The 24,634-nt window shown below is 71.4% G+C and carries 25 protein-coding genes; 3 read left to right on the forward strand and 22 right to left on the reverse strand.

What is annotated here, in order from left to right:
* Positions 1 to 35: 35 nt before the first annotated feature.
* The 18 genes from ACWCWD_RS29405 to ACWCWD_RS29490 all read right to left on the reverse strand — a co-directional run bounded on the left by ACWCWD_RS29405 (position 36) and on the right by ACWCWD_RS29490 (position 20,682).
* Positions 36 to 917, reverse strand: coding sequence for a hypothetical protein (locus ACWCWD_RS29405; RefSeq protein ID WP_450777378.1), 882 nt, complete (start codon positions 915 to 917; stop codon positions 36 to 38).
* Positions 914 to 1,840, reverse strand: a complete 927-nt coding sequence (locus tag ACWCWD_RS29410; protein WP_450777469.1) for a type II secretion system F family protein — start codon at positions 1,838 to 1,840, stop codon at positions 914 to 916. Before ACWCWD_RS29410 ends, ACWCWD_RS29405 begins: the two co-directional genes overlap by 4 nt.
* Positions 1,840 to 3,348, reverse strand: a complete 1,509-nt coding sequence (locus ACWCWD_RS29415) for a CpaF family protein (RefSeq protein WP_450777380.1) — start codon at positions 3,346 to 3,348, stop codon at positions 1,840 to 1,842. The genes ACWCWD_RS29410 and ACWCWD_RS29415 overlap by 1 nt, the downstream gene beginning before the upstream one ends.
* Complete coding sequence (locus ACWCWD_RS29420; protein ID WP_450777382.1) at positions 3,338 to 4,150, reverse strand: hypothetical protein; 813 nt, start codon at positions 4,148 to 4,150, stop codon at positions 3,338 to 3,340. Before ACWCWD_RS29420 ends, ACWCWD_RS29415 begins: the two co-directional genes overlap by 11 nt.
* On the reverse strand, positions 4,150 to 4,866 hold the full coding sequence (locus ACWCWD_RS29425; protein ID WP_450777384.1) for an SAF domain-containing protein: 717 nt from the start codon (positions 4,864 to 4,866) through the stop codon (positions 4,150 to 4,152). The genes ACWCWD_RS29420 and ACWCWD_RS29425 overlap by 1 nt, the downstream gene beginning before the upstream one ends.
* 62 nt (positions 4,867 to 4,928) lie before the next feature.
* Positions 4,929 to 5,825 carry an ATP/GTP-binding protein gene (locus ACWCWD_RS29430; RefSeq protein ID WP_450777386.1) on the reverse strand — a complete coding sequence of 299 codons (897 nt, stop codon included), beginning with the start codon at positions 5,823 to 5,825 and terminating at the stop codon, positions 4,929 to 4,931.
* Positions 5,819 to 6,436 (reverse strand): hypothetical protein, encoded by a 618-nt coding sequence (locus ACWCWD_RS29435; RefSeq protein WP_450777388.1) that lies wholly within the window; start codon positions 6,434 to 6,436, stop codon positions 5,819 to 5,821. Before ACWCWD_RS29435 ends, ACWCWD_RS29430 begins: the two co-directional genes overlap by 7 nt.
* Positions 6,437 to 6,788: 352 nt before the next feature.
* The gene (locus tag ACWCWD_RS29440) at positions 6,789 to 8,135 is read right to left on the reverse strand and encodes a hypothetical protein (RefSeq protein WP_450777390.1); all 1,347 of its coding nucleotides are present in this window, start codon (positions 8,133 to 8,135) and stop codon (positions 6,789 to 6,791) included.
* Positions 8,136 to 8,182: 47 nt separating this feature from the next.
* Positions 8,183 to 9,103: a replication-relaxation family protein gene (locus tag ACWCWD_RS29445; protein ID WP_450777392.1), complete on the reverse strand. Its 921-nt coding sequence runs from the start codon at positions 9,101 to 9,103 to the stop codon at positions 8,183 to 8,185.
* Entirely contained in the window at positions 9,100 to 11,739 is a 2,640-nt protein-coding gene (locus ACWCWD_RS29450) for an ATP/GTP-binding protein (protein WP_450777394.1), read from the reverse strand. Before ACWCWD_RS29450 ends, ACWCWD_RS29445 begins: the two co-directional genes overlap by 4 nt.
* Entirely contained in the window at positions 11,721 to 12,401 is a 681-nt protein-coding gene (locus tag ACWCWD_RS29455) for a hypothetical protein (protein WP_450777396.1), read from the reverse strand. The genes ACWCWD_RS29450 and ACWCWD_RS29455 overlap by 19 nt, the downstream gene beginning before the upstream one ends.
* Entirely contained in the window at positions 12,398 to 13,522 is a 1,125-nt protein-coding gene (locus ACWCWD_RS29460; protein WP_450777398.1) for a C40 family peptidase, read from the reverse strand. Before ACWCWD_RS29460 ends, ACWCWD_RS29455 begins: the two co-directional genes overlap by 4 nt.
* Entirely contained in the window at positions 13,519 to 16,089 is a 2,571-nt protein-coding gene (locus ACWCWD_RS29465) for a hypothetical protein (protein WP_450777400.1), read from the reverse strand. The genes ACWCWD_RS29460 and ACWCWD_RS29465 overlap by 4 nt, the downstream gene beginning before the upstream one ends.
* Entirely contained in the window at positions 16,080 to 16,268 is a 189-nt protein-coding gene (locus ACWCWD_RS29470; protein ID WP_450777402.1) for a hypothetical protein, read from the reverse strand. The genes ACWCWD_RS29465 and ACWCWD_RS29470 overlap by 10 nt, the downstream gene beginning before the upstream one ends.
* On the reverse strand, positions 16,255 to 18,891 hold the full coding sequence (locus ACWCWD_RS29475) for an ATP-binding protein (RefSeq protein WP_450777403.1): 2,637 nt from the start codon (positions 18,889 to 18,891) through the stop codon (positions 16,255 to 16,257). Before ACWCWD_RS29475 ends, ACWCWD_RS29470 begins: the two co-directional genes overlap by 14 nt.
* Entirely contained in the window at positions 18,891 to 19,448 is a 558-nt protein-coding gene (locus ACWCWD_RS29480) for a hypothetical protein (RefSeq protein ID WP_450777405.1), read from the reverse strand. The genes ACWCWD_RS29475 and ACWCWD_RS29480 overlap by 1 nt, the downstream gene beginning before the upstream one ends.
* Complete coding sequence (locus tag ACWCWD_RS29485) at positions 19,445 to 19,753, reverse strand: hypothetical protein (protein ID WP_450777471.1); 309 nt, start codon at positions 19,751 to 19,753, stop codon at positions 19,445 to 19,447. Before ACWCWD_RS29485 ends, ACWCWD_RS29480 begins: the two co-directional genes overlap by 4 nt.
* Complete coding sequence (locus ACWCWD_RS29490; protein WP_450777407.1) at positions 19,753 to 20,682, reverse strand: conjugal transfer protein; 930 nt, start codon at positions 20,680 to 20,682, stop codon at positions 19,753 to 19,755. Before ACWCWD_RS29490 ends, ACWCWD_RS29485 begins: the two co-directional genes overlap by 1 nt.
* Positions 20,683 to 21,264: 582 nt before the next feature.
* Here ACWCWD_RS29490 and ACWCWD_RS29495 point away from each other — a divergent pair.
* Positions 21,265 to 21,570 carry a hypothetical protein gene (locus ACWCWD_RS29495; RefSeq protein ID WP_450777409.1) on the forward strand — a complete coding sequence of 102 codons (306 nt, stop codon included), beginning with the start codon at positions 21,265 to 21,267 and terminating at the stop codon, positions 21,568 to 21,570.
* A gap of 21 nt (positions 21,571 to 21,591) precedes the next feature.
* Here the strand turns inward: ACWCWD_RS29495 and ACWCWD_RS29500 are convergent, their stop codons facing one another.
* Positions 21,592 to 22,200: a hypothetical protein gene (locus ACWCWD_RS29500; protein ID WP_450777411.1), complete on the reverse strand. Its 609-nt coding sequence runs from the start codon at positions 22,198 to 22,200 to the stop codon at positions 21,592 to 21,594.
* Between the two features lie 259 nt (positions 22,201 to 22,459).
* On the opposite strand from ACWCWD_RS29500, the gene ACWCWD_RS29505 reads away from it, so the two are divergent.
* Positions 22,460 to 23,104, forward strand: coding sequence for a hypothetical protein (locus ACWCWD_RS29505; RefSeq protein WP_450777413.1), 645 nt, complete (start codon positions 22,460 to 22,462; stop codon positions 23,102 to 23,104).
* A complete protein-coding gene (locus ACWCWD_RS29510) occupies positions 23,101 to 23,439 on the forward strand; it encodes a hypothetical protein (protein WP_450777415.1) in 339 nt (112 codons plus the stop codon). The genes ACWCWD_RS29505 and ACWCWD_RS29510 overlap by 4 nt, the downstream gene beginning before the upstream one ends.
* Before the next feature lie 201 nt (positions 23,440 to 23,640).
* Here ACWCWD_RS29510 and ACWCWD_RS29515 read toward each other — a convergent pair whose 3' ends face one another.
* From ACWCWD_RS29515 to ACWCWD_RS29525, 3 genes are all read right to left on the reverse strand, one after another.
* Positions 23,641 to 23,928 (reverse strand): hypothetical protein, encoded by a 288-nt coding sequence (locus tag ACWCWD_RS29515; RefSeq protein ID WP_450777417.1) that lies wholly within the window; start codon positions 23,926 to 23,928, stop codon positions 23,641 to 23,643.
* 168 nt (positions 23,929 to 24,096) lie between these two features.
* Positions 24,097 to 24,366, reverse strand: coding sequence for a hypothetical protein (locus ACWCWD_RS29520; protein WP_450777419.1), 270 nt, complete (start codon positions 24,364 to 24,366; stop codon positions 24,097 to 24,099).
* Between the two features lie 81 nt (positions 24,367 to 24,447).
* Entirely contained in the window at positions 24,448 to 24,594 is a 147-nt protein-coding gene (locus ACWCWD_RS29525; protein ID WP_450777421.1) for a hypothetical protein, read from the reverse strand.
* Between the last annotated feature and the right edge of the window lie 40 nt (positions 24,595 to 24,634).

Consider the following 24,634-nt stretch of genomic DNA (forward strand, 5'->3'; position numbering starts at 1 on the left):
GTCTCCCTCGTGCGTATTCGGGTTCGGGTTCGGTGTCAGCTGTTCAGAATGCGGATCACCGCAGGAAAAGCGATGAGGAGCATGACCAGCACGGCGAGGAAGGCCCCGGGCGCGGTCATTTTCTCGCTGTCGGCGTTGGCCTCGGCGGCCTGCCCGGACAGCAGCTCGGCGCGCAGGTTCCTCGACCGCGACCTGAGGGTTGCGTAGACGGACGCCCCGTCATCGCTGGACTGACGCATGATCGCCGCGAGATCCTCCAGCACCGGTAGGTCGAGCTCGGCGGTCAGCCGGTCCAGCGATTCCCAGTGGGGCACCTTGTCGACCCGCGAGCGGGCCAGGGCCTCCTGGATCCGTACGAAGGCCCACCCCTGTCCCACCTGGGCGGCCTGCTCCATCGCCTGCTCCGCGCTGGTGTTGCCCGCACGGCGCAGGGCCACCAGGTCGAGGTACGCGGCCATGGCGTGGGCGAACTCTTCCCTGGCCCGGCGCGCCTGGTCGCGCAGGGCGAGGTCCGGTGCGAACCACAGGGCCGCGCCGAACACCAGGCCTGCGCCGACCGGCAGGTAGAACGCCATCCCCAGCAGCAGGAACGGGATCGTGGACAGCGGGGGAAAGAGCAGTCCGGCCGCGCCGAGGGCGACCTTCGTCAGCATGAACTTCCCCGGTGTCTGGCCGACGAGCGACAGGTCCCGGCGGGGAATCCGTACGCCCGGAAGCCGTCCGAGATGGTCCACGAGCCAGGCGCCCCACCGCTCGTCACGGTCGGCGCCCACGGCCTCGGGGGGAGGCACCACCGGCCGGTTCAGCCGTTGCAGGGCGGGCCCCAGCGCCGGCGCGGGACGGACCAGCTCCCTGATGAGCAGGGCTGCGCCCGCACCGGTGGTGCTGCCGGCCAGAACCGCTCCGACGGAAATCACAGGGTCTCCTCAAGTACTGGGCCGTCACCGGACGGCGGGCCGACGGCGACTCGGCTGCGCGGGTCGGCGACGAGGAACCGGGGAACTGGCTTGTGGTCGGCCAGCGACCGCATCCAGGCCAGGACCGCGACGAACCCGGCCACCAGCAGCGCCAGCACCAGCTGGCCGAGCAGTGTGCCGTAGGGAGCCGAGTAGCTGGGGACAAGCATGCCGACGCCCACGACACCGAGGGTGATGACGGTCATCCACCGCACGGTGGTGCGGGGCTTGGCCCGGTCGGCCTCGATGGATCGCCGCTTCGCGACCTCCTCGTGCACGGACTCCGCGAGATCGTCCAGCGCCTGAGCGAGGCCGGGACCCCGGTCGGAAGCCGAGAGGATCAGCGCCGCGACGACTTTGTCGGCCGTCACGTCATCGAGGGCGTCACCGAACGACCGGAGCGCCTCGGTCGGCCGCCATCCCACCTGGAGCCGGTCCACCAGGTCGCCGACTTCGTGCTGGATCGCGTCCGGAACGCCCTTGCGGGATACCTTCAGCGCCTCGTCGAGCCCGCGGCCGAGCCGCAGGACGTTGCTCAGGCGCTGCGTCCAGTCCCCGAGCGCTTCCAGCTTCCCGATCCGTCCGGCCGCACCCTTCGTCGGGGCCAGCAGCCACGGCACGCCCACCGTGGCGACCAGGACAAGAACACCCAGCACGAAAACGCCGGTGACCAGCCACAGCAGCGCACCGGCCACCCCACCAGCGATCAGCCGGTTGCGGCGGCGAGCACGGGCGTCCCGGCTGGCGTACCCGGTGCGCGCCCGGACCCGCGCGCCGAAGGGCGAGCCCTTCGGCAAGGTCGTGCCGACGACCCCGGCGACCACGCCGACCAGCCCGCCGGACAGCGCGAGCCCGCACAGAACCCACGGCAGCAGTGCGTCCATCACGACACCTCCCTGATCTTGAGCGGCAGCGCTCCGGGCCACGTGCCCTGCGGTGCGTTCAGAAGGTCGGCGTCGAACCCGACCCGCCGCAGGTCGTTGATGCACCTCGGGAACATCAGCGGAACCGCGCGCGGCTCGTTCCAGTCCGGACGGGGCCCGAAGATGGTGTTCGTGTCCGGCCGCCCGCCCTCACCGATGCCCGTCACCTCCACGACGTGGCTCAGGAACCGGTGACGGTGCCCGGCGATCTTCGTCTCGTCGACGGAGCTCACGAAGACGATGAAGTGCAGGCCGTTCGCGGCCTGCCGGTAGGCCAGCTGTTCAGACATGTTCGCCTGGGCCAGCAGGTACAGCTCGGCGATCCGGTCGAAGACGACACTGGGATGGATGGCGTGGAGCGTGCAGAGGTTGCCGCCCTGACCGTTTGTCATGGCTTGGAGCATCGCCACGATCTCCGGGCCCCGGACCTCGCCCACCACGATTCTGGCCAGCGACATGCGCAGCGCCCGGTACATCAGGTCCATCAGCGAGATCTCGCCCGCGCTGTGTCCGTCGACCCGCTCGCCGTTGGACTGCCGCGCCTCCATCGGCACGACCTGGCGGTGGAAGCCGTTCTCGTGGGCGAAAAGCTCGAACTCGGTCTCCAGCGTCGCGAACCGCTCGTCCGGGTCGATCTCCTTGAGGAGCGCGCGCAGCAGCGTCGTCTTGCCCGCCGCCTGCCCGCCGACGATCATGATGTTCTTCTCGGCCCGTACGCACGCGCGCAGGAACTGTTCCAGCGTCGTGTCGAGCATCCCGAAGCGCACCAGGTCGTCCAGGTTGGCGTGCCGCATGCCGTGCCGGCGGATCGCGACGTAGGTGCCGGGCGTGACGTCGATGATGGCCTGGAGGCGGGAGCCGTCGGCCAGCCGGAGCGCGAGGAACGGGTCCGCCGTGGACAGACTCCGCTCGCTCTGGCCCGTCGTACGCCGGGCCAGGTCCCGCAGCAGCTCGCGCAGCTCTTCGTCGGAGTCCGCGACCGGGGCGACCTGGACACGACGCCCGTCGGTGAAGTCGAGCCACACCTCGCGGTACCCGTTGATCAGGATGTTCTCCACCCGGTCGTTGTCGAGGTGAGCTTGTAGGCGGCCAGCCCGGAACTGGAGATCGAAAACAGCCTGGGCGACCGCCGCGTCCTCGGCCGGCGTCGTGGCCACCCCACGGTGGACCGCCTCGGCGTCCGACCAGATCGCCACCTGCTCGTTGATCAGAGCACGCCCACGCTGCTCCCGCGCCGCCTCGGACATGCCAGGGTCCGACCGCAGCAGCGCGGTGAGCCGCTCCCCGACCTCCTTCTTGATCAGCCGGACCGCCGCGTAGTCGATGACGACCCGCGGCGGCCCCACCTCGGCCGCGGCCGCGCGGACCCGCTGCCCCTCGGCGGGGGGCGGTACCTCGGCCGGCTGCGCCGGGGTACCGATCCGCCCGGCGAAGGGCGCCGGATTGTGGAAGATCGGCTCAGCGCGCATCGAGCACCACCCGTCCGTCGAGGCCGGGAGAGCCCAGCCGGGCCGTGCGGGCCGCGAGGACCTGCACCAAGCGCTCCGCCGACGACCGCGCGCTGCGCATGAGCGCGCTGGACTCGAACTTCCGCGGCTGACGCGCGCCGTCCGACAGCACTTCGGCTTCCTCCGGGCGCCACGGCATCACGGCCACGACGTCGGCGCCCAGGTGCTTTTGCACCTCTTCCCGGCTGTACGGACCCCGGTCCACCAGCAGCAGACCGAGTTCCGGGGTGCTTCCGACCTGCTCGCGCAGAGCGGTCAGCCGCACCTCCGCACTCTGGAGACCTCGAAGGGTGTTGCGGGCCACCACCAGCACCATGTCCGCGCGCTGCGCCAGGACGCCGGACGGCCCGAACGCCCCCCGCCGGCCCAGGTCGACGAGGACGTCGTGGTGATGCTCCTCCACCCCGGCGAGCATCCGGGCCAGCTGCTCCCAGACCGGTCCCATCGAGGAGGCATGAGCAGGGTCGTACAGGCCTGGCAGGACCAGGCGGTCCCGGCTGCCGGTGTCGGTGACGTCGACCAGCTGGCGCCAGAACGCCTCGGCGAGCTGGTTTTGGCGCCCGGCGAGGGCGAGGTTGCGCAGCCCATGGGTGTTGCCGAGCGTCCCTTGCAGAGCGCCGGGCAGGATCGCGCCGCCGTCCGGGTCGCACTCGGCGAGAATCAGCCGGTGCCCCGTCCGCAACGGCCACGAGAGCAGCAGGGCCATGGCCGTGGTGGTGACTCCGGGGGCGCCGAGTCCCCCGGCCAGAGCGATGACGGCCATCAGCGGCCGTCCCGGGCGGCGACGATCACGGCGACGTTCCCGGTGGCGGCCTGGGCGGCGAGGCCCGGCCCGTCCTTCACGGGGACCGCGACGTCGACGACGACGTTGCCGGTACCCGCCGCCGGAGCGCCCACGGTCACCACGGACGCGGCGAGCGTTTTCGGTGTCCGTTCGAGGCCGGTCTCCTGCTGTGTCGCAGTCTGATCAGCGTCCGGGGTGCTCACGATCAGTACCTGCTGCCCCGGCGAGAGGCGGGTGGCGGGCAGCTGGGAAGGCTTCACGCTCACTCCGACGACCTGTTGGCCGGGCCCCACGAGGGACTTGTCCGTGACTTGGGACGGTGCAAGCAGCGATCCGGCCCGGAGATCGGTGGCGGCCCGTTGCCCGACGATGCTGCGCGACCTCGAGGACGCCACGGACTTGACTGCCGGGTCGAGCGCGACGGACACCTCACCCAGGTCCGCCTTCGAGAGCATCGCGCCGGCGGGTACGTCCCGTGTCACGACCAGGACTGCGGTGCGCTGTCCCGACGCGGAGTACAGGACGGCGCCGGACAGCCCGCCCGCCGCGATCAGCGCGACGGACAGGGCGATGAGCCCCGGTCTGCGCCGGCGCTGTTTGACCATCCGTGGGGCTGCCACCGGTGCGGCGGCCCCGTTCGGGCCGGGGACCGTGAAGGTCCGGTCGGCCGTGGGGATGGGGGTGCTCTTACTCACGACTGCTGCCTCCTGGGACACGCAGGTGCTCATGGATGCCGGAAAAGGGGTGGACCGGCAGGTCAGTTGACGACCTGGACCTCGGCCACGGTGATGTCGACGGCGCTGTCGCGCAGTTCGGTCAGGCGGCCGGTCGCGCCGCCGCCGGCCCAGTCGATCGTCCACGTGGACGTCGCGGTGACGTGGTACTTCCCCGATGGGTCGGAGGATGAGGGGCGGGTGTACCGGTAGCCGCAGTCCGGCGACGGCCGGGCGCCGTACGACGCGCGGTAGGGGGTTCCCGGGCCTGTGCACTCGACGTTCTGCCCGTCGCCCATCGACCAGACGATCGTGGTGACCTTCGCCGTGGCGGTCACGGTCACGGCCCCGACCGAGGCGCTCGCCGTGTTCGGCCCGTATGTCTCGGGCCCGGCGTGCGTCCACAGGTAGACCGGCATGCCGATGACCCCTGTGCTGCCGGGCTTCGGCGTGATGCCGATGTCCGGTCCGCGCAGCAGCATCTTGTCGACGGCCTGCCGGGCGACGACAGCCGGGTCCACCGCCGTCGGCTCGTCCTGGGCCCAGAAGGCGTGTCCGATGGTGGTGTCGTTGGCGGTGCCGACGCCGGACTCCGCGCACGGAGCTACGTAGACGGCTCCGTCTCCGGGGTCGTGCCCCTGCCACAGCTCGCTGCCGGCGGGGGGCTGCGGATCGAGCCTGCGCGGCGAGCAGTCCTCCCCTGGGAGCGTGCCGCCCTGCTCGCCAGACGGCACGGTCGAGCTCGGCTGTTGGCCCGAGCCGCCGGAGCCGCCGGAGCCGCCGGAGCCGCCGGAGCTGCCGGGCGTCTCGGCCTCGACGCAGATCCACTGGCTGTGGCAGTTCTCGACGCCGCCGCGCCCGCTGCCGGCAGCGTGGGCCGCACCGGTGAGAGCGAGGGAGAGGACGCCGGAGGCCGCAGCGGCGCGGCTCCAGGTCAGCACGCCTTCTCCTGCGGTTCGTCCTTGATGACGCGCCACCCCTCCGGCCACTTCTCCACGACGGACAGGACGATGTACTTCGTCAGCCGGTCTGCCGGGAGGGTCACTTCCTTGCCGGTCTTCCGGTCAACGGCCTTCCACGACGAGACGTCGAGGCAGCTGGTCAGCTTGACGTTCGGGATCTTGCCCGAGAGGTCCGCCGAGGTCACCGTCGGGCTGTCGACGGTGACCTCTCCGACAAGGATCTGCCCCGTCCCCGCCAGGTTCGCGATGTCGTGATCGGCGTTGACGAGCGCGGCGCCAGCGGCGTAGTCCGTCAGCCGGGTGCCCTTGGAGCTGCCCTTCGCGTATCCGCGCTCCATCTGCTCCCAGTACGCGGTGTACGTACGGACGGCCTGCGTGCCCGCCGTCTCCGCGGGATCAGCGGGCAGCGACGGTTCAGCGGTCGCGCTGGAGGCCGGAGGATCCGAGAGAGGCTTCGCGCCGTCCGGTGCCGGGCCGGACGAGCAGGCGCTCAGAGTGACTGCGGTGGATGCCGCCAGAAGTGCCCAGACGCCTCCGGAGAGGTTCCGGGTGCGAACGTCTTTCCGGTATGACCGTGATCGCGATGCCACTGTTTCTCCTGTGCATATGCCTAGAGATGGTCTGACCTGCGCAGGGCGCGCGAGGAACTCGCGACCCGCGAAAACGAACCCGGCGGTCAGATTCGTACCTTACGCAAACCTTCGCCAACAACCCAGCCGGTAAAGGGTGTTGAAATGCCGCTAGATTACCCAAACCGTCGCAACTGGACTTCCTGGGCTCGTCAGTTGCAGGTGCCACGAGCAGCGAAAAAGGCGGGGCCGCTTCACGGAGAGGCCCTACCCGTCGAGCAAACAGGCCGTGCGCCCGACGAGTTCCGCTCTATGTGAACCGCGTGACCGGTTTTTGACGAACCGTCGGGCTCACCGCTCCGCCCCCGGGCGGTCACAGGCCACCGCCCGCTACCCCTCCGGGCCGCCGCCCGCCATCCGCGACTCCCCACCCCGCGAGGAGCGCCTGCGCGGCCTCCTCCGCCTCACGCGCATCTTGCTCGCAGCCAGGACACAGCCGCCCACCTCCACGCAGGATCGGCTGGCGGCACGACGGCTCCGCGCAGTCCTGGAGACGGCCGCTCCCCGAAAATCCGTCGTCCCTGGCACGCCGCCCGCTGGCCGACCCTCGGCCGGGGGCCGACTGTCGCCCGCCCCCGGCCCTGCGCTCGGACTTCCAGTCAGCGAGACGCACCGCACAGAGCCTGCACTCCTCGCCCGTCATGACGTCGCGCCCGCTCTCGCACCGCGCATCAGCGCAGGCGAACCGATCTCCCCGCCGCAACGGACGCACCAAGGCGATGGCGACCCCAACCGGCTTCCGCAGCTCCCCGGCGGCATACTTCGCCGCGAACCCGTGATGCACCCACCGGTAGGCGATCCTCTCGCCGAGCTGCTCGACGCTGCGCCCGTCGGTCCGCATGGCCGCCAGGATCGCCTCGGACACCCGCGGGAGTTCGGGAAGCGCCTGAGCCAGCTCCTGCGGATAGAAGCGGCGCACCGCACGCACCGTAGCGAGTTCGGCCGCGGTGTGCCGTGCCCGGCCCCCTTGGCGCTGCCCCTCAGGGCCGTTGCGCTGTTCCGGGCCCGAATCGCGCGCGCCACCAGCTCCCGGAGTCGCGGAAAGTCCTTCCGACGCGGCGAAGCCGCCTTCGCCCGCTCGCGCGCTACTACCTGAGGTTGAAGTCCTTCGGACGTCCCAGCCGCTACGCGGCACAGCCGCCTCGGTGTTCTTCCCGGTGGTCTTCTTAGAGGTAGTGGTCTTCTTATGCGAGCGATTTCCCTCCGCTGGATTCCCCTGCGCTGGAAAACCGCACCTAGGCTCCGACCTGCCCACGTCACTCTCCGTGGCCTGGGCGAGGTTTTCGCATCCTGGTCCTGACCTGCGGTTCTGCTCCGCTCCGCCTTGGCGGTCCTCAGGGTCCCAGCCGGAGTCGAAGGACAGCACCAACCCGTCGGGCATGTCCGTGATGAAGTAGACGGCGTCACCGAGCTGCCCGGCGGCGTTCCTGACCCGGTCGCGCTGGAGGTACCCCAGCGCGACGAGCTCCCGCAGAGCCGAACTCACCGCCGACACCCCGTCGGTCGAGAAGCTGGCGATCGCCTCCCTGCCCACCCCGAACCCGTCGCGGTGCGTACTGATCAGCCCGAAGACGCCCTTCGCCTTGAACGACAGACGCCGGTCACGGAAGAGCGCGTTGTGGATCTGCGTGAAGCGGGCCTGGAACACGTCGGCCGCCATCGGCCCCCGCCGGATGGTCCCCCCGAACCGCTGCTGACTCGGCACGGCTACAGCTCCGTCCACGCGCGACGCTCCGCCGGCCCGGACAACGGCGTCCACACCGGAGCCGACGGCCCGTGCTCTTCGATCTCCTCCAGCACCGCCGCGCCCAGTGCGACCCTCGCGGCGAGCTGAGCGACCAGATGATGCCCGGCCGCCATCGCCCGCAGGTCCTCCGTACGCTGCTGGAGGGTGCGCGGCGACGCGCCGGTCAGCACGAACAGAACCCGCGGGTAGACCGGATAGAACCGCTGCCAGGCGAACATCTGCCCCTGCTGCGCGATCAGTCCCCGGCGCCCCGCAGGCTGCGGGGAGTAGTCGTGGAAGCGGGCGTACGAGATCAGCTTGCGCGCCAGACGCTCCGAACTCATCGTCGCCCGGTCGATCTCGACGAACGCCCGGTACTGCAGGCGCCGGGGCGAATTGACGGTGTAGTGCATCATCGCGTCCGCGACCAGCTGCTCCTCCCCGCCGGTGTCCGGCAGGCGGTGACCGACTTCCGGCACCCAGTCCAACGGCCCGTAGTCGTCTCCGCGACGGCGCGCGTCGGCGAGGAAAGCGAGGTGCGCACGGACGCCGGCCAGCGTGTGCGCGGCGCGCAGCGAAGCCTCGGTCGCGTTGGCCGGCGGCACGACGGACCGCTCGCGGAGCTCCGGCCACAGCGTCGCCACCTGGGCGCCGCGCAGCGTGAGGAACCACAACCGCTGCCCACGGGTCCGGGGCAGGGTCGCGAACGAAACCAACTTCTCGCCGCGCAAGGTGGTCATGAGGCGGGAGGTAGCCTGCCGCGCACCGTGCGGCCAGAGCAGCTGGTGCAGCAGCGGGGTGGAGATGACCCGGTGCTGGGCCAGCAACGCCATGGCCCGGTGAGCGGGGGTGTCCTGGACGGAGAACTCCAGCGCTTTGGCGCTCGGGACGGTGGTGCTCATCGGTATTGCTCCTGACTGGTCGACTCCGGCCCCGTGGCGGTCGGATGTGTCCCGGGTGCGCTCAGATGCCGGGGTCGGGCGGTGAGGAAGGACGCGACGACGGCGTCGTGTCCGGCTGCGGCCCCGGTGAGTTCGGCCAGCGGCCTCGCACCGGAGTTCTTGTGTGCGGCCCGTCGCAGCGCACGGACCTTGTCGCGCTTTTCGAGCGAGCCGAAGACCTCGGCCAGCTCGGGCCCCCGGATCAGCAGCGGACCGACGCGCCCGCCGTTCACCGTGAAGGACGCCCAGTGGTGGTAGCGGTCGAGTTCGGCGGCATCGAGGGGGCTGACCTGTTCGCCCCACTCGTTGGTGATGTGGCGCACCGCCTCGACGGAGCCGGCGGTTGTCGACAAGCACGAAGCGTTCTGCAACAGCGCCGTACGCACGTTTCCGCTGATCCGGTGCAGGAGCTGCGTCATGCCGTGCATCCGCACCCCGAACTTCCTCAACTGCTCGGTGATCTCCGCCAGGGACGTCGACGCGGCACCGTCCAGAGAGATCAGCTCATCGAGATACGCGCGGAACGACGCCCGCTGCCGCTCGGGCAGGTCCCGGCGTGAGAGTCCCGCGCGCAGCAGATCCCGAACCAGCAGCGACACCAGCAGCCGGTCCGTCGGGCCCGTTCCCGCCGGACAGACCCACACCACCGCGGACTCGTCCATCGCCCGCCGGATGTCGTAGCTCCCGACCGGCTGCCCCAGGAAAGCCCTGATGACGGGGGAGGCCGTGAGCCGATCCAGTGGGTTCAGCACCGTCGGCAGTGCGTCCTTCGGGATCTCCACGAACGACGTCTTCCACCAGGCCGCCGCTCCCGCGTCCAGCCGGCTGACGACCAGGTCGCGGAAGGACGGGTCGGAGAGCAGCGGCCTGATCTGGAACACGGTGGCCTGGCAGTGCGCGGCCTCGTGCGCGACGGCCAGCTCGTTCACCGCGACGAGTGCCTCCACGGCCTTCGTCAGGATCGTGATGGCGCGAGGCGCGTTCGCGCTCTCCCACCCGAGGCTGGTGGCGAAGGCGTCGATCACCGCGGCCGCGACCTCGTGGGCGGCCCGCCCACCCGTCATGCTCAGCGGGTTCCAGCACGCCAGCAGATCCTGGTCGCCCCGGACGGTCAGGTCGTACACGAACGTCCTGCGCATGATGCGTGGGTGCGCGAGGTACGGTGCGGCCGTCGCCCACGAATCGCTGTGCGGATCGATAAACACCAGACCACGGCCGTTGTGGGCCCTCGCAACCGCCTGGCAGAGCGCCCGCATCGTCTTGCCCCACCCGGCTTTGCCGACCTGCACCTCGAAGAGGGTGTCGGCCTCCCGCGTAGCGACCAGGCGCTCCCGCCCGTCCGGACCCCGGTGCCAGCCCTGCGGCACCAGGTCCTTGCCCAGTTCGAACGTCGGGATGTCCGCGACCATCAGCGGCAGCCGAGCATGCAGGGTCGGCGGCTTCAAGAACCCGGCCAACTCCTCCACCCGCGCCCACGAATTACGCCCCGGGCAGATCCGGCCCGTCGCCCACCGCTCGTCGAACCGCTCCCGCCACGGCCACCGGTCCGGCCCGATCCGGACCGGTCCCAACGACCACCCCACCGACGAGAGCCTGCTCCGTGCCGCGTACACGTCGAGCGCCGCCCCGATGTGCCGCAGCCGCCGCTCCGCACGGCCCACCACGTCCGACGAACACCGGACCAGCAGCTGTACCCGCACGAGCCCCGCCTCCTCGGCGAGCTTGCCCAGCATCTTGTCCCGGTCCAGGCGCGGCGGCCGGGGCGCCATCAGCAGACTGCGCTCCCGTCCCCCACGCTGCTCCCGGGGCGTGGTCAGCTTCGTGAGCTGCCAGGCCAGCGCGTCCTCCATCGTCGCCGCGTCCTGCGTCATCCACCGCGCTTCCCTCCTCGACTCACGGCGGGCGTGCTCACGGGCGCGATCGACGACCTGCCACCGCCTCGCCCGCAGCGGCCACTTCGACGCCGGCGACAAGTCCAGACAGACCTCCGCCAGATCGCCCATGTCCACCCGCAGGTCCGCGACCGCGTCGATCAGCGGCTGCAAGGGGTCGGGCTCCAGCGGGACATCCCGCAGGCGGGAAGCCGGAGCACCGTGCAACGCGAAGACCGCCCGCACCGTGTGCTTGGGCTCCTTGCGCCTCTTCCCCGGCCGGACCGGCTCCGTACGGACCCGGGCGTACGGGGTCTGCAGAAGCAGGTGCCGCGCGGACGACGGGCCCTCGACCACGTAGGCGAGCGGCTTCCCGCCGTCGGCCCGCAGCCGAACCCGCACCGCACGTGCGGCACGCGGCGTCCACCACGGGCCCGCCCCCGCCGCACGGATCAGCTGCGCCCCGAACCGCGTGATCTCCTCCGCCGTGGTCTCGAACTGGCGGGAAGGAATCAGCTCAACGCACGTACGCCGCCCCAGAGCCAGCGCCGAGAGGCGGCGTTCCACCACGCTCCACGCGCTCCACAGAATCCCGCCGATCAGTCCCAGCAGCCACGCGTACGCGTAGAGCCACTGCGACCACGACCAGGCCAAAGAGCCGAGAGCGGTCAGGGCGGACCAGGCCGCCCCGGGGGCTGAAGCGGCCATCACCGTACGGGCGTCCATGTCTCTGTCTCTCCTTGGTGAGTGAAGTGCAAGGTGGCGGTGCGGTCCTCGACGAAGGTCCCTGCGGGATCGGCGCCCGCCCACACGAGGTGCACCACCGCAGCGGACCGGGCGCCGGTACCGCGCCGGGCGGTCACCGCCTGGATCCGGACCCGGGAGTACGCCGGTGGCACCGTTTGGGGGGAGAAGTAGGAAGGCCACCTGGAGCGGCCGGTCCCGGTGACCTCCGCCAGCCACACCAACCGCCCTAGGGAGAGGAGTTGCTCCTCGTCGGTGGGATTCAGGTCGTCGGGCGTCGCGTTGTCCAGGGCCGCCTGTACCAGCCGGTCGGCGCCGGGCCCCGCGCCCGGCTCCGGCAGCCCTGCCTCACTCGACGTCGGGTTCGGATGCGGGGCCGCACGGGGAGCGTCTTCGCTGTCTGCGGCAGATGCGCTTTCGGTGACCGGCGCCCGCGACGGGGCGGCGGTCCGGCGGCTTGGGCTCCCGGCCCCGCCGAGCGCCGGTGAGGCCGAGGGGAACGCGAGGCCTGTCCCACCGTGGGCCCGCTCCTGATCGGAGGCGGCGAACAGGACCAGGGCGCAGCCGGCGGCCGCGAGCGAAGCGGCCGCGCCGAGCAGCGTGCGGCCTCGGATGGGCGGGCGCGTACGACGGTAGGTCGTCATAGGATTCGGGCTCCTCCCGCGTAATCGGCCATGGAGCTGACCGGGTCGACGCGGACGGTTGTGCCGGGACGGGGGGCGTTGACCATCTGGCCGCCACCGAGGTAGATCCCGACGTGGTGGATCGTGGAGTTCTGCGTGGGGATGTAGCCGTAGAACACGAGGTCACCCGGCCGGAGAGCACCGATCCCGGCCGACGCGGGGATACGGGTCCCGACGTCGGCCTGGGCGGCGGCCGTCCGCGGCAGCCGTATCCCGGCCTGCGCGAACGCGTACAGGGTCAGGCCGGAGCAGTCGAAGCCGACGACGGTTCGCCCGTCCTGACCGCCGGGGGAGCAGCACACTCCGCGAGAGCGGCCGGACGCCCCGCCGCCTCCCCACGAGTACGGGGTGCCCTTCTGTGAGAGGGCCGCCGACAGGACCGTACGGGCGTTCCCGGTGACCTGGCCGAGCTCTACGCCGCCCGTGGCAGCCTCGTCGTACCGGTGGATCCAGCTCAGGACATCGTCGACGTAGGCGTGGGACCTGTTGTAGGCGAACAGGGCCTGCTCCAGCTGGGATTCGTCGCCCACGTCCCGACCGTCCCCGCACAGGTAGACGGCCGCTCCCAGCGCGGCGTCGTCCGCGTTGTGCGGGTCGATGGCACCGTCGTGGTTGGCGTCGCGCCCCACCCTGCGGAACGTCGCCGGCAGGAACTGGAACGGGCCGACCGCCCGCTCGAACACGACATCGCCGTCCCACCGGCCACCGTCCGTGTCGAAGATGGCGCTCGTGTTCCCGCCTGCCCCCGAGCCGTTCAGGACCGGGCCCAGGATGCGCGGACTGATCTCTCCCGCCGCGCTGATGCTGTGTCCGTTCGCGTGGTCGGACTCGATGCGGGCGATCCCGGCGAGGATCTGCCACCGCATGCCCCGGCAGCCCGGGACGACGTCCCTCACCCCGGCCACAGCCGTCTCGTACGCGGACAGCATCCGCTCCGGAATCCCGGGAGCAGCTGCTCCGATGACCTCCCCAGAACCGCTCAGGCTGATCGCCGCCGAGTTCATCGACACCATCGGTGCGACGCAGCTCGCCACGCACACCAGCACCACCACGCCGAGACAGCCGATTCGCCAGTGCCTCACGGAGCCTCACCGCCCCAGGACGGGTCCTTCTCCCAGCTGGTCCGCTGTGCCCGCATCAGGGCGTCGAAGACCCGGCGGCGCGCGTCGACGGCGGGGTCCTCCAGCCGTTCCGCCGTTGTCTCGCCCCGCGTCGGGAGCGTGGACGCAGACGCCACCGGCGCGGTCGCGATGACTGCCGCCGTCGCCGTACTGCCCAGCTGTGCACGTGCTGTGCCTACGGGGTCATGGACCTTCCACGTCGCAGCGGCCCGCTGCGAGACGTGATCGACGCCCGCCACAGCCGATCGACCGACCGAAGCCCACTCGCCGGCGTCCTCACGCACCTGGAGCGCCGCGACCCGCAGCTGACGGCGCGCGTCCTGCGTGAACTCGGTTCCTTGCCGTACTCCAGAACGCACGTGCCGGGGTGCGCCAAGGGTCGCACCGTACGCGAAGCGGGCGGTCCGGCTGGCGACCCGGTACCCGCGGAACCGCATCGCGCGCCGGTGGAGGCGAGGACCGGGCAGTGGACGGTCCGACGACGGGTCGTGCAGGACCTCCCCGGTCCGGGTGTTCACGACCATGCGGTTGGCACCGCCGTCGCGCCGGGAGGGCGGGTCTTCGCGATCCGCTGCACCAGCCGTTCCGGGCGCGCTTCCGTTCGCGATCCGACGCAGGAGCCGAACGGACTCGTCCTCCTCCTGCGGGCGGCGCCCGATCAGGGCCCCGTACGCGCCTCGCAGGGCGGCCCGCCCGCCGGCGAGACCCAGCATGAGCGGAGCCAGGCCGCGACGGCCCTCGGCCGACGCCTCGCCGAGGAGGCGGGTACCGTCGACGGGCTGTCCAGCACCGTCCGCCAGCGCCATGACGCTCCCCACGAGACGGTGGCGCAGCCCCAGGGCGTGGTGACCGCCGGCGGACTGGCCCAGGAACCCGCCCGGCCCCGCACCGCGGCCACCCACGTTCATCGCGAGCGCGGCTCCGAGTTCCGACGAGTCCCCCGCCAGGTGAGTCCCGCCGATCTTCGCGTACCTCATGCGCATCGCCATGCGGTTCCCGAACGAGGTGGTGCCGCTCAGGAGACGGCGGTGGAAGGCGAGCCCGGCCACGGACAGGACGTCCAGGAGCAGGATCCTCTCGATCATCAGGTCGGGGCCCGATGTCAGCACCGCGTCGACGGCGATACCGAAGAGAGGGATGAACATGCAGATCGCGAACGTCGACAGCATGCTGATCGCGAAGACCGACATCCACTTCCACACGGCCTGCCGGCTCGGGCCCGGCAGCATCCCGACGACGAAGGCGACGACACCGACTGCCGCCGCGGCGACGTCGGCGGCCTGGGCGCCCAGCAGCACGGTGGCGGACGACAGCAGCAGCGCGCAGATCAGTACGGCGGCGACCAGCAGCAGCACCGCGCCGCCTGCCCGCCACCATGTCGGCTTGCTCGCGTACTCGGCGCACGCCTTCCCGACCGGGCCAGCGCTTTCCATGTCCGTGAGCGCCGCCGCGAACTGCTGGTCCTCCTCGGTCAGGACCGGGCTGGCCGCGTCCAGCAGCGAGTTCCCCGCGGTGAGCGGAGGCAGAACCGCCCGGCCGTTCGCGTCCTCGCAGAACTCCTTCGCCGGGCCCTTGATCTTCTTGCACGGGCTGTCCTTGTCGCTCCCCGGCCGGTAGCCGCCGCTGACCAGGCGCAGATGGACGGCGTACGCCTTACGGTCCGACGGCTTCGCCGGGTCGAGCGTCCTGCCCCACTGCAGCAGCATGTACGGCTTCACGATGAGCGCGTTGGTCACCGATTCCTGAAGCGGACGCGCCACGTCCGCCGCCGACACCGGCCTGCTGCTCTCACGCTCGTAGCAGTTCACCTCGGCCTGTCCCGCGATGTCCGGACAGGGACTCGCGCTCGCGACCTTCCCGCCCCACGAGTAGGAGTTCACGGTCAGCTGCGCGACCTCCGCCGCGCCTTCCTGCGTCGCCGCCAACGGCCCCTGCTCGGCCAGCAGGTAGTCGGGCCGCACGAAGGCCGAGGCGGCGAACGCGGCGATCAGCAGCGTCAGCACGATCTCCCCCAAACCGCTGCCGATCTTGCCGCGAACGACCATGACCAGCCCGAAGATGAACGCCCACCCCAGCAGCAGCCCCTTGAGGCCGAGGGAGTCGACGACCGCGTGCTCGTACGCGTCCGAGACTCTCTGCGCCGGCCCGGCCAGCATGTGCAGCAGCGGGAACCGGAAGGCGAACTCGACGGCCCAGCATGCGAGCCCGACGAACACCCGGATGATGGTGAACAGTCCGCTCAGCACGAACGCCAGAACCTGCGACTTCAGCGAGACGACAGAGCCGCCGTTGGCGGACAGCTCGTATCCCTCGATCGGGACACCCTCGGAGGACAGGACGTTCAGCGGAGACAGGAGATCCGCGGACTCGCCGCCGCCGGTCGCGGCGTGGGCGACGGAGGCGTTCACGCCCAGGAACACGACGAGCAGGAGGCAGATGTATCCCGCCCTCAGTACCGTGCCGCGCCCCGGAAGGCGACGCAGGGCCCGGTCGACGACGCTTGTGCTCTTCGCCTTGATCACCGGCATGCCTCCGGCCGGCCGGAGTACCAGGACGGCGGCGGTACGCGGGGGCACGTCGTGACCGCCGTGAGGACCTGGTGACGGACGACGAAGGCGATGGTCGACATCGGCGGGACGAACAGGCCCAGGGCCAGGAGTCCGGTGAGGACCAGCAGGCCCAGGCGGTCCCAGTCAGAACTCCGCACGGGGGCCTCCTGCGGAAGCGGACCCGGAATCCTTCGGGCCGGTGGTGCGATCCGACCCGGGGGTGGTGTAGATCGCCCGCTCGATGCGCGGGACCGGCGGCACGTGCACTTTGATGCGTCCCACCTGCATCCGCGGGTCGCGCAGCAGCATCTCGCCCTCGCGCCCAAGCTGGCCCACCGGCGAGAGCCCGGTGGTGACCAGCCGCACCAGGTCCTCGTCGTCCGGGTCCAGCCCGAGGAAAGCCAGCCCCTTCCGGGCCCGGGCCTGGTCGCTCGTGCGGGCCAGCACCTTGTACGCCAGGAGCCCCGCGTCCTTGCCCAGCTCGTCGGAGTCGTGGGCGGCCAGAAGACAGCCGGCCCCGTGCTTCCGTCCGTCGTGCAGGATCTCGTGGATCAGCGCGCTGCCCTCCGCGCTGCTGGTCAGCCAGTACACCTCGTCCATCGCGACGGTGCAGAACCGCGACGGGTCGCTGAACGCCGCCTGCCGGGCGATGGCCGCGACCAGGTAGAGCACGGCACGGCCGATCAACGCCTCCAGCGGCTGCTGCCGCAGTACCTCGACGTCGGCGAAGGCTTCGCGCGGCGGCAGCGTCAGCCCGGCCGTGGTCATGACCACCATGTCCGCCCCGAGGTCCCCGTCCAGGGTCACCGGCGCGAGAGCCGGATCGAAGATCATCCGGGCCAGCGGGTTGGCACTCACGATCCGCAGCAGTTCAGACATCGTGGCTGCCGCGTCTCTCCTCGCCGCCCCGGCAGACCTGCTCGTGGCGAGCTTCCGCAGAACCCGCAACGCCGATGCCATCGACGGCTCGGGACCGGCCGCCGCCTCCTCGACCGCGTGGTGCAGCACCGCGCCCGACGCCGACATCGGCCCGATCCCGAGCTGCAACGTGAGGTAGGACAACGCGTAGTGGGCGCCCACCGGCCCGCCGAACACCCTCAACGGGTCGATCGACACCTGCGCCTTCGCCGCGTCGATGACCTGGCAGCGGCCCGCGGCCGCGGACTCGGCGAACGTCGCCCATTCCCGGATCGGTGTCCGGTCGATGATGATGGCCCGCCCGCCCCGGTCGGCGACGGCGGCCGTCAGGAGTTTCTCCAGGACGCTCTTGCCGCCTCCCAAGTCTCCGACGATCCCCATCGAGGCGCTCGCGTTGTGCTGCGGCGCGTCAGCCAGGTTGATCAGAACCGGGCGAGCGGTGCCGGAGTCCAGATCGACGCCGATCATCGCGCCGGTCGGATCCCCGAGCCGCGTGTTCGTGAACGCCCCGCACGCCGCCCAGTCCTCGGAGAGCTGATGCTGCGTGAACTCCCGCACGGCGGCCGGCCGGACCGCACCCGGAAGCCCCAGACTGAGCAAGGCCTCCTGCATGCCGTGCGGTCGAACCGCCCGATAGTCGCCTCCCGACAGCAACGAGGCGAGCGTCCGGGCCCGAGCGTCACACACCTCCGAGTCCGGGCCCCACACGGTCAGCACCGTCACGGACTGGACCTCCACCTCCACACTGGAGCGCGACAGCCGGGCGTCCTCCTCGGCCAGGTCCCCGGCCGCCTCCGGAACCGAGTGCGGCATTCCCAGCGGCCTCGCCCCGTACTGCTCGGCCTGGTCCAGCAGATCCTTCTTCTTCCGCCGCACCTGCTCCAGAGCGCGGTCAGCCGGCACAACCTGCATGTCGACGGTGAAGTCGACCGGGAAGTCCAGGGCCTCCAGCTGCGCCAGGAGATCCGCCGAGTCCAGCGCCTGCGCCGCCGGAACCTCCGCCAGCGCGAGATGTGCCTGATAGCCGGTCCCGTCCTCGCACTCCACCTGCAGCCATCGACGTCCGAGCGGGGAGGCGCCGCCCTCGCGCCACCATGAACCTTCGCTCCGGGCGGTGCGGCCCCGGCCTGCCGCCCTTCTCCCAGGCGCGCCTTCGTTGCTTTGAGTGGAACGGCCGCCCTCGGTGATACGGATCTGTCCGAGGTGGGAGTACGACGGCGAACGCAGCACCTCCTGGCGCACCAGCCCACCGAACTGCGAGGACTCCTCCGCGTCGGAGAGCAGCGGCTCCTCCAGGCCGCGGTGCACCGCGTGCTGCACCATCCACACGATCTCCGCCGGTCGGGCCGGCCGTAGAGTCAGACCACCGCCCAGCGCCGACTGAACCCGCTCCGCCCTCCCCGCGTACTCGGCGACCTCGTCCGCCGCCACCGGCGTCGGAGCGAGCCCAAGGAGACCAGAGAGCTCCGCCCACACCGCCGATCCGTTCGCCGAAAGATCGAACCGGCTTCCCCGCCCTGTCAGCGGAACCGCCAGCCACAGCGTCCGACGGTGCATTTCCTGTCCGTCCAGCAGGTCCAGGGCTGCCGCCGTCATCTCCGCCCACGCCGGAAGCCGCTGCCAGTCGACGCCCTCGACCATCTGCTCTGCGACCTCACCGGGGTCCACCCGGGCAGCCAGACCGAACAGTCGCGGAGCCCCCGCCAAGGACCGGATCAACGAGGTCACCCGCCCCAGCAGTTCGTCCCGCACCTGGGGTGCCGCATAGCGCCCTCCGGCCGGAGCCACCCTCCACACAGCCCAGACGGTGCCGGACACCGACCAGACCAGATGCCCGGCGATGTGCCGGAAAGGAATCCTCATCACCGCACCCCCGCCGAGACGGGAATCCGCGCCAACAGCCCGGTAAGGCCGCTCACCGGCACCGGGAGAGGGGCAACGCCCGGACGTTCCGCCCCGCGCCGACCGCGGCCCGGCCGGCGCCGACTCACCACCGCTTCCCGGCGGTCCACCACCCCGATGGCGGGGGGCGCGAGGGGACCCACGACGAACGTGCCCGACAGGGTGGAGGGCCGGCGGTCCCGCGCCACCCGGCCGCCGATCCGCCCCGCCGGATGCCGGGCCAGCAGCGCGACCCAGCCCGCCGCCGCGACCAACGGTGAACGGCCACCGATCTTCGCTCCCCGGACAGCCCACACGGCGACCAGCCACACGACCACCGGTACCGGCCCCAGCCACGACCACCAAGCGAATGTTTTGACCAGCAGCAGTGCGCCGCCGCCCAGCACCAGCAACTGGGCGGGCGTATACGGGCCGAACCAGATGACCCAGTCGCCCAGCTTCCCCAGCACCCACGGGTGCCGGCGGGCCGCGGTGTACACCCGGGCCACCCGCTGCCTCTTCGGCTCATTTCCGCTCACAGGGCGCCCTCCCGACCGGAAGGCCCGGAGACGACGACGGTCACCGCGGCCCGCCCGCTGGCAGGGTTGTTGACCTCGTCCTCGAAAATGCCGGCCAGCGTGTCCCGCGAGTTGTAGATCCCCAGCGCGATCACCAGACCGATCAGCGCACCGATGCCGGCCTTCAGGCTGACCTTGCGCACCACCGTGATCACGACGATCGAGATCAGCGCGACCTTGAGCCCCTTGTCCCCCCAGTCGCCAAGCGTCGCCAGCCACGAATCACCCAGTGCGTCGAGCTTCCCGGCCACCACTACGTGCCCCATCACCTCTTCTCACCTCCGGCCGGCGCCGTCGTGCGGGCGCCCGCGTCCAGGGACGTGACCTCCCACCGCCCCGACCGCGCGGTCAGCGTCAGCGCGTAGGACAGCGGCCACTCCGCAGACTCACCACCGAGCGCGGTGACCCGCACCTGGACCCGCACTCTGGAACCGTCGCGAGGCACCGGCCCGTCAGCCGCCTGCGAATCGGCGAACACCTCCTCGACGCGGACCGCCGAATACCCCGTCCCCGACACGGCCGTCAGTTGCGTCTGCGGGGACAAGTACCGCCCTACCTCGCCCACGCCGGCGAGGTACGCGCCGAAGAAGGCCTCCAGCGACGTCACCACCTCTCCGTCAGACGGCAGCCTCCTCTCGTACCGCGACGAACCGTTCAGAATCGTCGACGGCCCTGCGACCTGAGCCGGCTCACCAGTCACGGTGAATCCGCCGGCTCCGCCCGCAGAAGCGGAGGCGAGCACCGGCACGGCGAAGTACTTCACCATGCTGCTGGCGCCGACGCCCTCCGACGTCTGGTCACCAACGAACCGGGCGGCGACGACCACCGACCAGCTGTCGCCCTCCAGACGCTCGCTGCGCACCGCCACCACGCTCGCCAGCGACTGGGAGGGGGCGGCGCCGGACACGGACGGCAGGGCGACGTCCGGTGCAAGCGAGCGCACCGCGACGGCGGTGGCGCCATCCGGCGCGTCGGCATCACTGCGCAGCCACAGATCGCAGAACAGCACGGCCACCCCGGACGGGTCCGCAGTGCGCACCGGCACAGTCGCCGTCGGCTCGGGCCGCGAGCCGGACACCACCGTGCGCGGTGTCGCGCAGGCGACGACCAGCGCAACGGGACCGGCGACCACCGCAGTCCAGGCGCCGACGCGGACCAAAAGCTCCCGCCGCCGTCCGAACCGCAACGTGCCCACGGGGGTACCGGATCGGCGCAGCGGGGGCGAGGAAGGCACGCCCACGGGGGCTGTCCTCCGGGAGGTTCGCTCGGGCATAAGGGGCTCCAGGTGAGAGGCGAATGCGTCTTGCCTCAAGGAACCCCGGGCTGCTCACCGTCTCGCTCGCCACAGCAACCTGGTTGGCATCACGGTTGCGCTACGCCTGCGCTGGTGAGTTGCCCGCGGCCGTGGTGAGTTCCGCGCGAACCCTCCCCACGCCTGGTCAGAGCCCTGCAACTCGTACGACAGCCCTGCCACTCACCACCTGATCAGCTCCACTCAGCGGCGACCGGGCAGGCATTCAGCGGGGCCTCGTCCAGTGAGCGGACGGCAAGTGTCGAAGCCGGCACGCCCCACCGCCGGATGCTGGCGAAGGTTCCGTTGTCGGCCCCGGCACTTGCGAAGCCTCGGAAATGCGGGCCGTCCTGATGCTGAGCGGCACGGGGCCGTCCGAGTGGCGCATACGTGTCTGGCGGGAGAAGCGCTCGTTGGCCGCTCCGGGGAACCAGCGAGCGGGGGAGATCCAATGGGGAACATCCCTGTGCGAGAAAGAGACCGCCCATGACAGTGATTTCGCCGGAGAACTTCGGCAGCGACGGTGCCCTCACCATGGACGGGCCCACCCACGACTTCCTCGGTGAGCAGGCTGGGCAGTCCGATGGACTCCACCAGCAGCTCTCCCTGTCTCCGGTGATGAAGTTCTACGGAGAGACGGAATCAAAGGCGTTCGCGGCCGCTGCCCGCTGGGCGGAGAAGTACGTAGACGGTGCGGAGGTCACGGTCCTCAGCACGTTCTTCCGCCACATCGACGACGACCTGGACGACGAACCGCCCTGGGAGTTCGGCCTTGTCCTGGAGGTGATGTAGCCACGGGCCGGCCTGACGAAACTACTCGGCGTCCGAGCGGACCTCAGCCAGGATCCGGTGAGCCTGCCGCTCGGAAACGCCCTCGGCCTCGGCCACCTGGGCGGCGGAGAGCTCACCGGCCGCGTTTTCGATCATGGCGCGGATGCGGTCCTTCCGTGCGTTGGCACGCGCAAGGCGCGGGTCGCTGCTCCGGTCTCGAGGCTTGGTGTCCAGGCTTCCCTTGGGCCGGCCGCCACCTGCACGCTCACCGGGGCGGTTCGCGTCCCAGTTTCGGATGGTGCTCCGCTTCCAGTGGGGAACTCCGCACGTCGCGTCGATCTCGTCCGGTGCGGGCGCGAATCCGTGGGCGACGTAGGACGCCCACGCAGTCGGCTTGATGACGTTCTTCAGCTGGTGACGGGCTTCCTCGCGGTCCAGAAGGTCGTCCGGCGATTCCTCCGCGGGGAGCTCAGGAATCTCCTCGCCGGCGACGTGCGCGTCGATCTGCTCGGCGTCCCAGATCCGTGTCTGCGCGCCGGTCCGGCTGATCGGAGCGGGCAGGGATTTGGCCACGGCGGGGGGAAGGGTCTTGCGCCCCAGGCGCTCAAGTACTTCAGCGGTTCCGAGAGGGGTACGGCCGGCGAGAATCATGTCCAACTCCTCCTGCCGACTGCGTTCATCGGCTGGGCAGGTCCGGTTCGGGTGCCGCCCTGGGACCAAACAGCGCGACGCTAAAAACTGTACACCAACTATTGCGATTGGATAGCCGGCGGAACGAGCCGCACCCCGCGTCCGGGGGTGTCCGGTGACCAGCCAAGTCCCGCGCAGGCTCACATTTGCGGGCTGAAGATGGTACGAACCGTGGTACGGAAAAAGGGGCGTGACGGCCCTTCACGCAAGAGGGGAACACATGTACTCATTCCGGGTACTGCTCGTGCCGCAGTGCGCCGAGTGCCGCACCCCGGTCCTCGACGACGCCGGCCGCGAGCTCACCGTCGAGGCGCGGCTGCTGCCCGCCGAACTCCGCGACCGGCTCACCGCGACGGGCTGGGACGTCGCCCCCGGCAACCCGAGGATCAACCGCGGCCCGTCCGACCCGATCGGCGAGGACCGGCTGAGCTGCCCCCCGTGCACGACGGCCCGCCAGGCCGTCGCCGCCGCCGCCGAACGCCGCCTCGTGCGGGACCTGTCCCGGCCGAGAGTCCGGCACGTCGGCATGGCCGACCGGCTCGGCGAGGGCTGGGCCCTCACCCAGCGCGAGGGCGACGACGACATCCGCCGATGGCTGGTCGAGCACCAGGGCCAGGTGCGCGGCGCGGTGAACCGCTACCGCCGCACCAGCGGCGGACTCTCCCCCGGGTGGGAGGCCCACCGGCTGCTCGGCTCCGCCTTCGTGCGGGTCGACGCGATCACCGCGTGCCAGCACCGGCCCGGCAGCAGCTACCTGTGGGCGGCCCGCGACCTCGCGGCGTGGGGCGTGGCCACCCGGCCCGCGTACAACGAGCCCCGGCCCGAGTGGGCCACCCGCACCCCGACGAAGGCGAGCACCCGATGACCACCCTGCCCCCTGTGGTGTCGTGGGACGGCACCATCCGCGAGCGCACGCGCGGCGAGGTCTTGCGCGTCGAGGGCACCGCCGCCCGCATCCGCCGCGAGGTCGCCGAGATCCGGGCCGCTGCCGAGCAGCTGGCCGCCGCCGGACCGGTCGAGGCCGCCGTCGCCGAGTTCCTCACCGTCCAGGCCGTCCTGCTGGAGCGCGCCGGCGCGACCCCCGCGCGCGCCGACCGGATCCGGCCGGACGACGACACTGCCGAGGAGCCGGGCGCCTACCCGAGCGCGGCCCGCTCCGCGCTCCTGATCGCCCGCGCCCACCAGGGCGCCCGCCGGTGAACCGCGACCACCGCGGCGCGGACCCGGACCCGGCGACCGGGCTGGTCCACGCCGTGCCGAGAAGCGCCAGCGCGCACGTGGATGAGCCTCCCAGCATGGCGGCACGATGGGGGGCTCGGTCGCCCCGCGCTCTCCGGGGAGAAGAGGCGAGCGAGTCGGGGGAACGTCGGGCGGTCGATGTCGAGGGGGGCTCGTTCGTAGTTACAGCAGGCGGGCGGCGGTCTCCGCCAGGAGCGCGGTCGCGGTGGTGGTGTCGTGTCCGAGGACGAGGGCCTGGTGCGGGAGGGCGGCCAAGGCCCGCATCAGTTCGGGGGTGGGTCCGGTGAGGGGCAGCAGTCCGAAGATGTCGGGGTAGCGGTCCTCGGTGGCCGCGCTGAAGAAGTCGCCGTCCTGGACGCCCCGGGTGGTATCGGCCGGCGCGGGGGCGGCGCCGGCCTGGATGCTCGGGAAGAGAATGGCTGCGGCGTGGCTCTCGGCGGCCAGGTCCATGGTCAGGCGGCGAGGCGCCGGAGGTAGTCCAGCGTTCGGGCCTCGCCGATGTGGCGACCTGGCGGTACCGCGGGGATGCCGGACGGCCAACCCGGTGGCAGCGTCTGCGGCCGCGCCCCGCCGGACGATTGTCGACGGTGAGTCGCTGGTGAGTGCGGACCGCGGTCGTCATGTCTTGCCGGGCGCGCCGGGTGCCACACCTCGGGCCTCCTGCGTGCCCTGGAACAGGACGCCCCTGCGGCCGGCTCCCGGTTCGGCGGGGCGCCGCAGGCCCCTCGGGCCGAGGGGTTGACGGTGCCGCAGGCCGCGCACGACCACGACGGGCCGCCACAGTCGTGGCACGCGTCGTACGTCGCCGGGTTGTCGGCCCCGCACCCGCAGCCCTACGCCCTGCGCGAGCGCTTCGCGGCCGCGCAGGGCGATCTCGTAGGTGCTCAAGAATCTTTTTTTCGTACGGGCCGGAGTGTTCCGGCCCGGGCTGGGCGGTTCACGGCGTGGCGACCCACGCCCGTGAGGGATCTAGAACGGCTGCTCGTCGTCGTAGCCGAGCGTGCTGGGGCTGGTCGCCTGGGACGTGGGCTGGGTCCAGTCGTCCGTGGGGTCGTCCGGCGGTGCCGCGCACCGGCTGCATTCGGCGTGGTTGGGGTGAGATCCGCAGGTGCACATGGTGTTCAGCCTCCTGGAGGTGTGGGTCCGGGGTCTTGGG

Source organism: Streptomyces sp. NPDC001493, assembly GCF_053597235.1.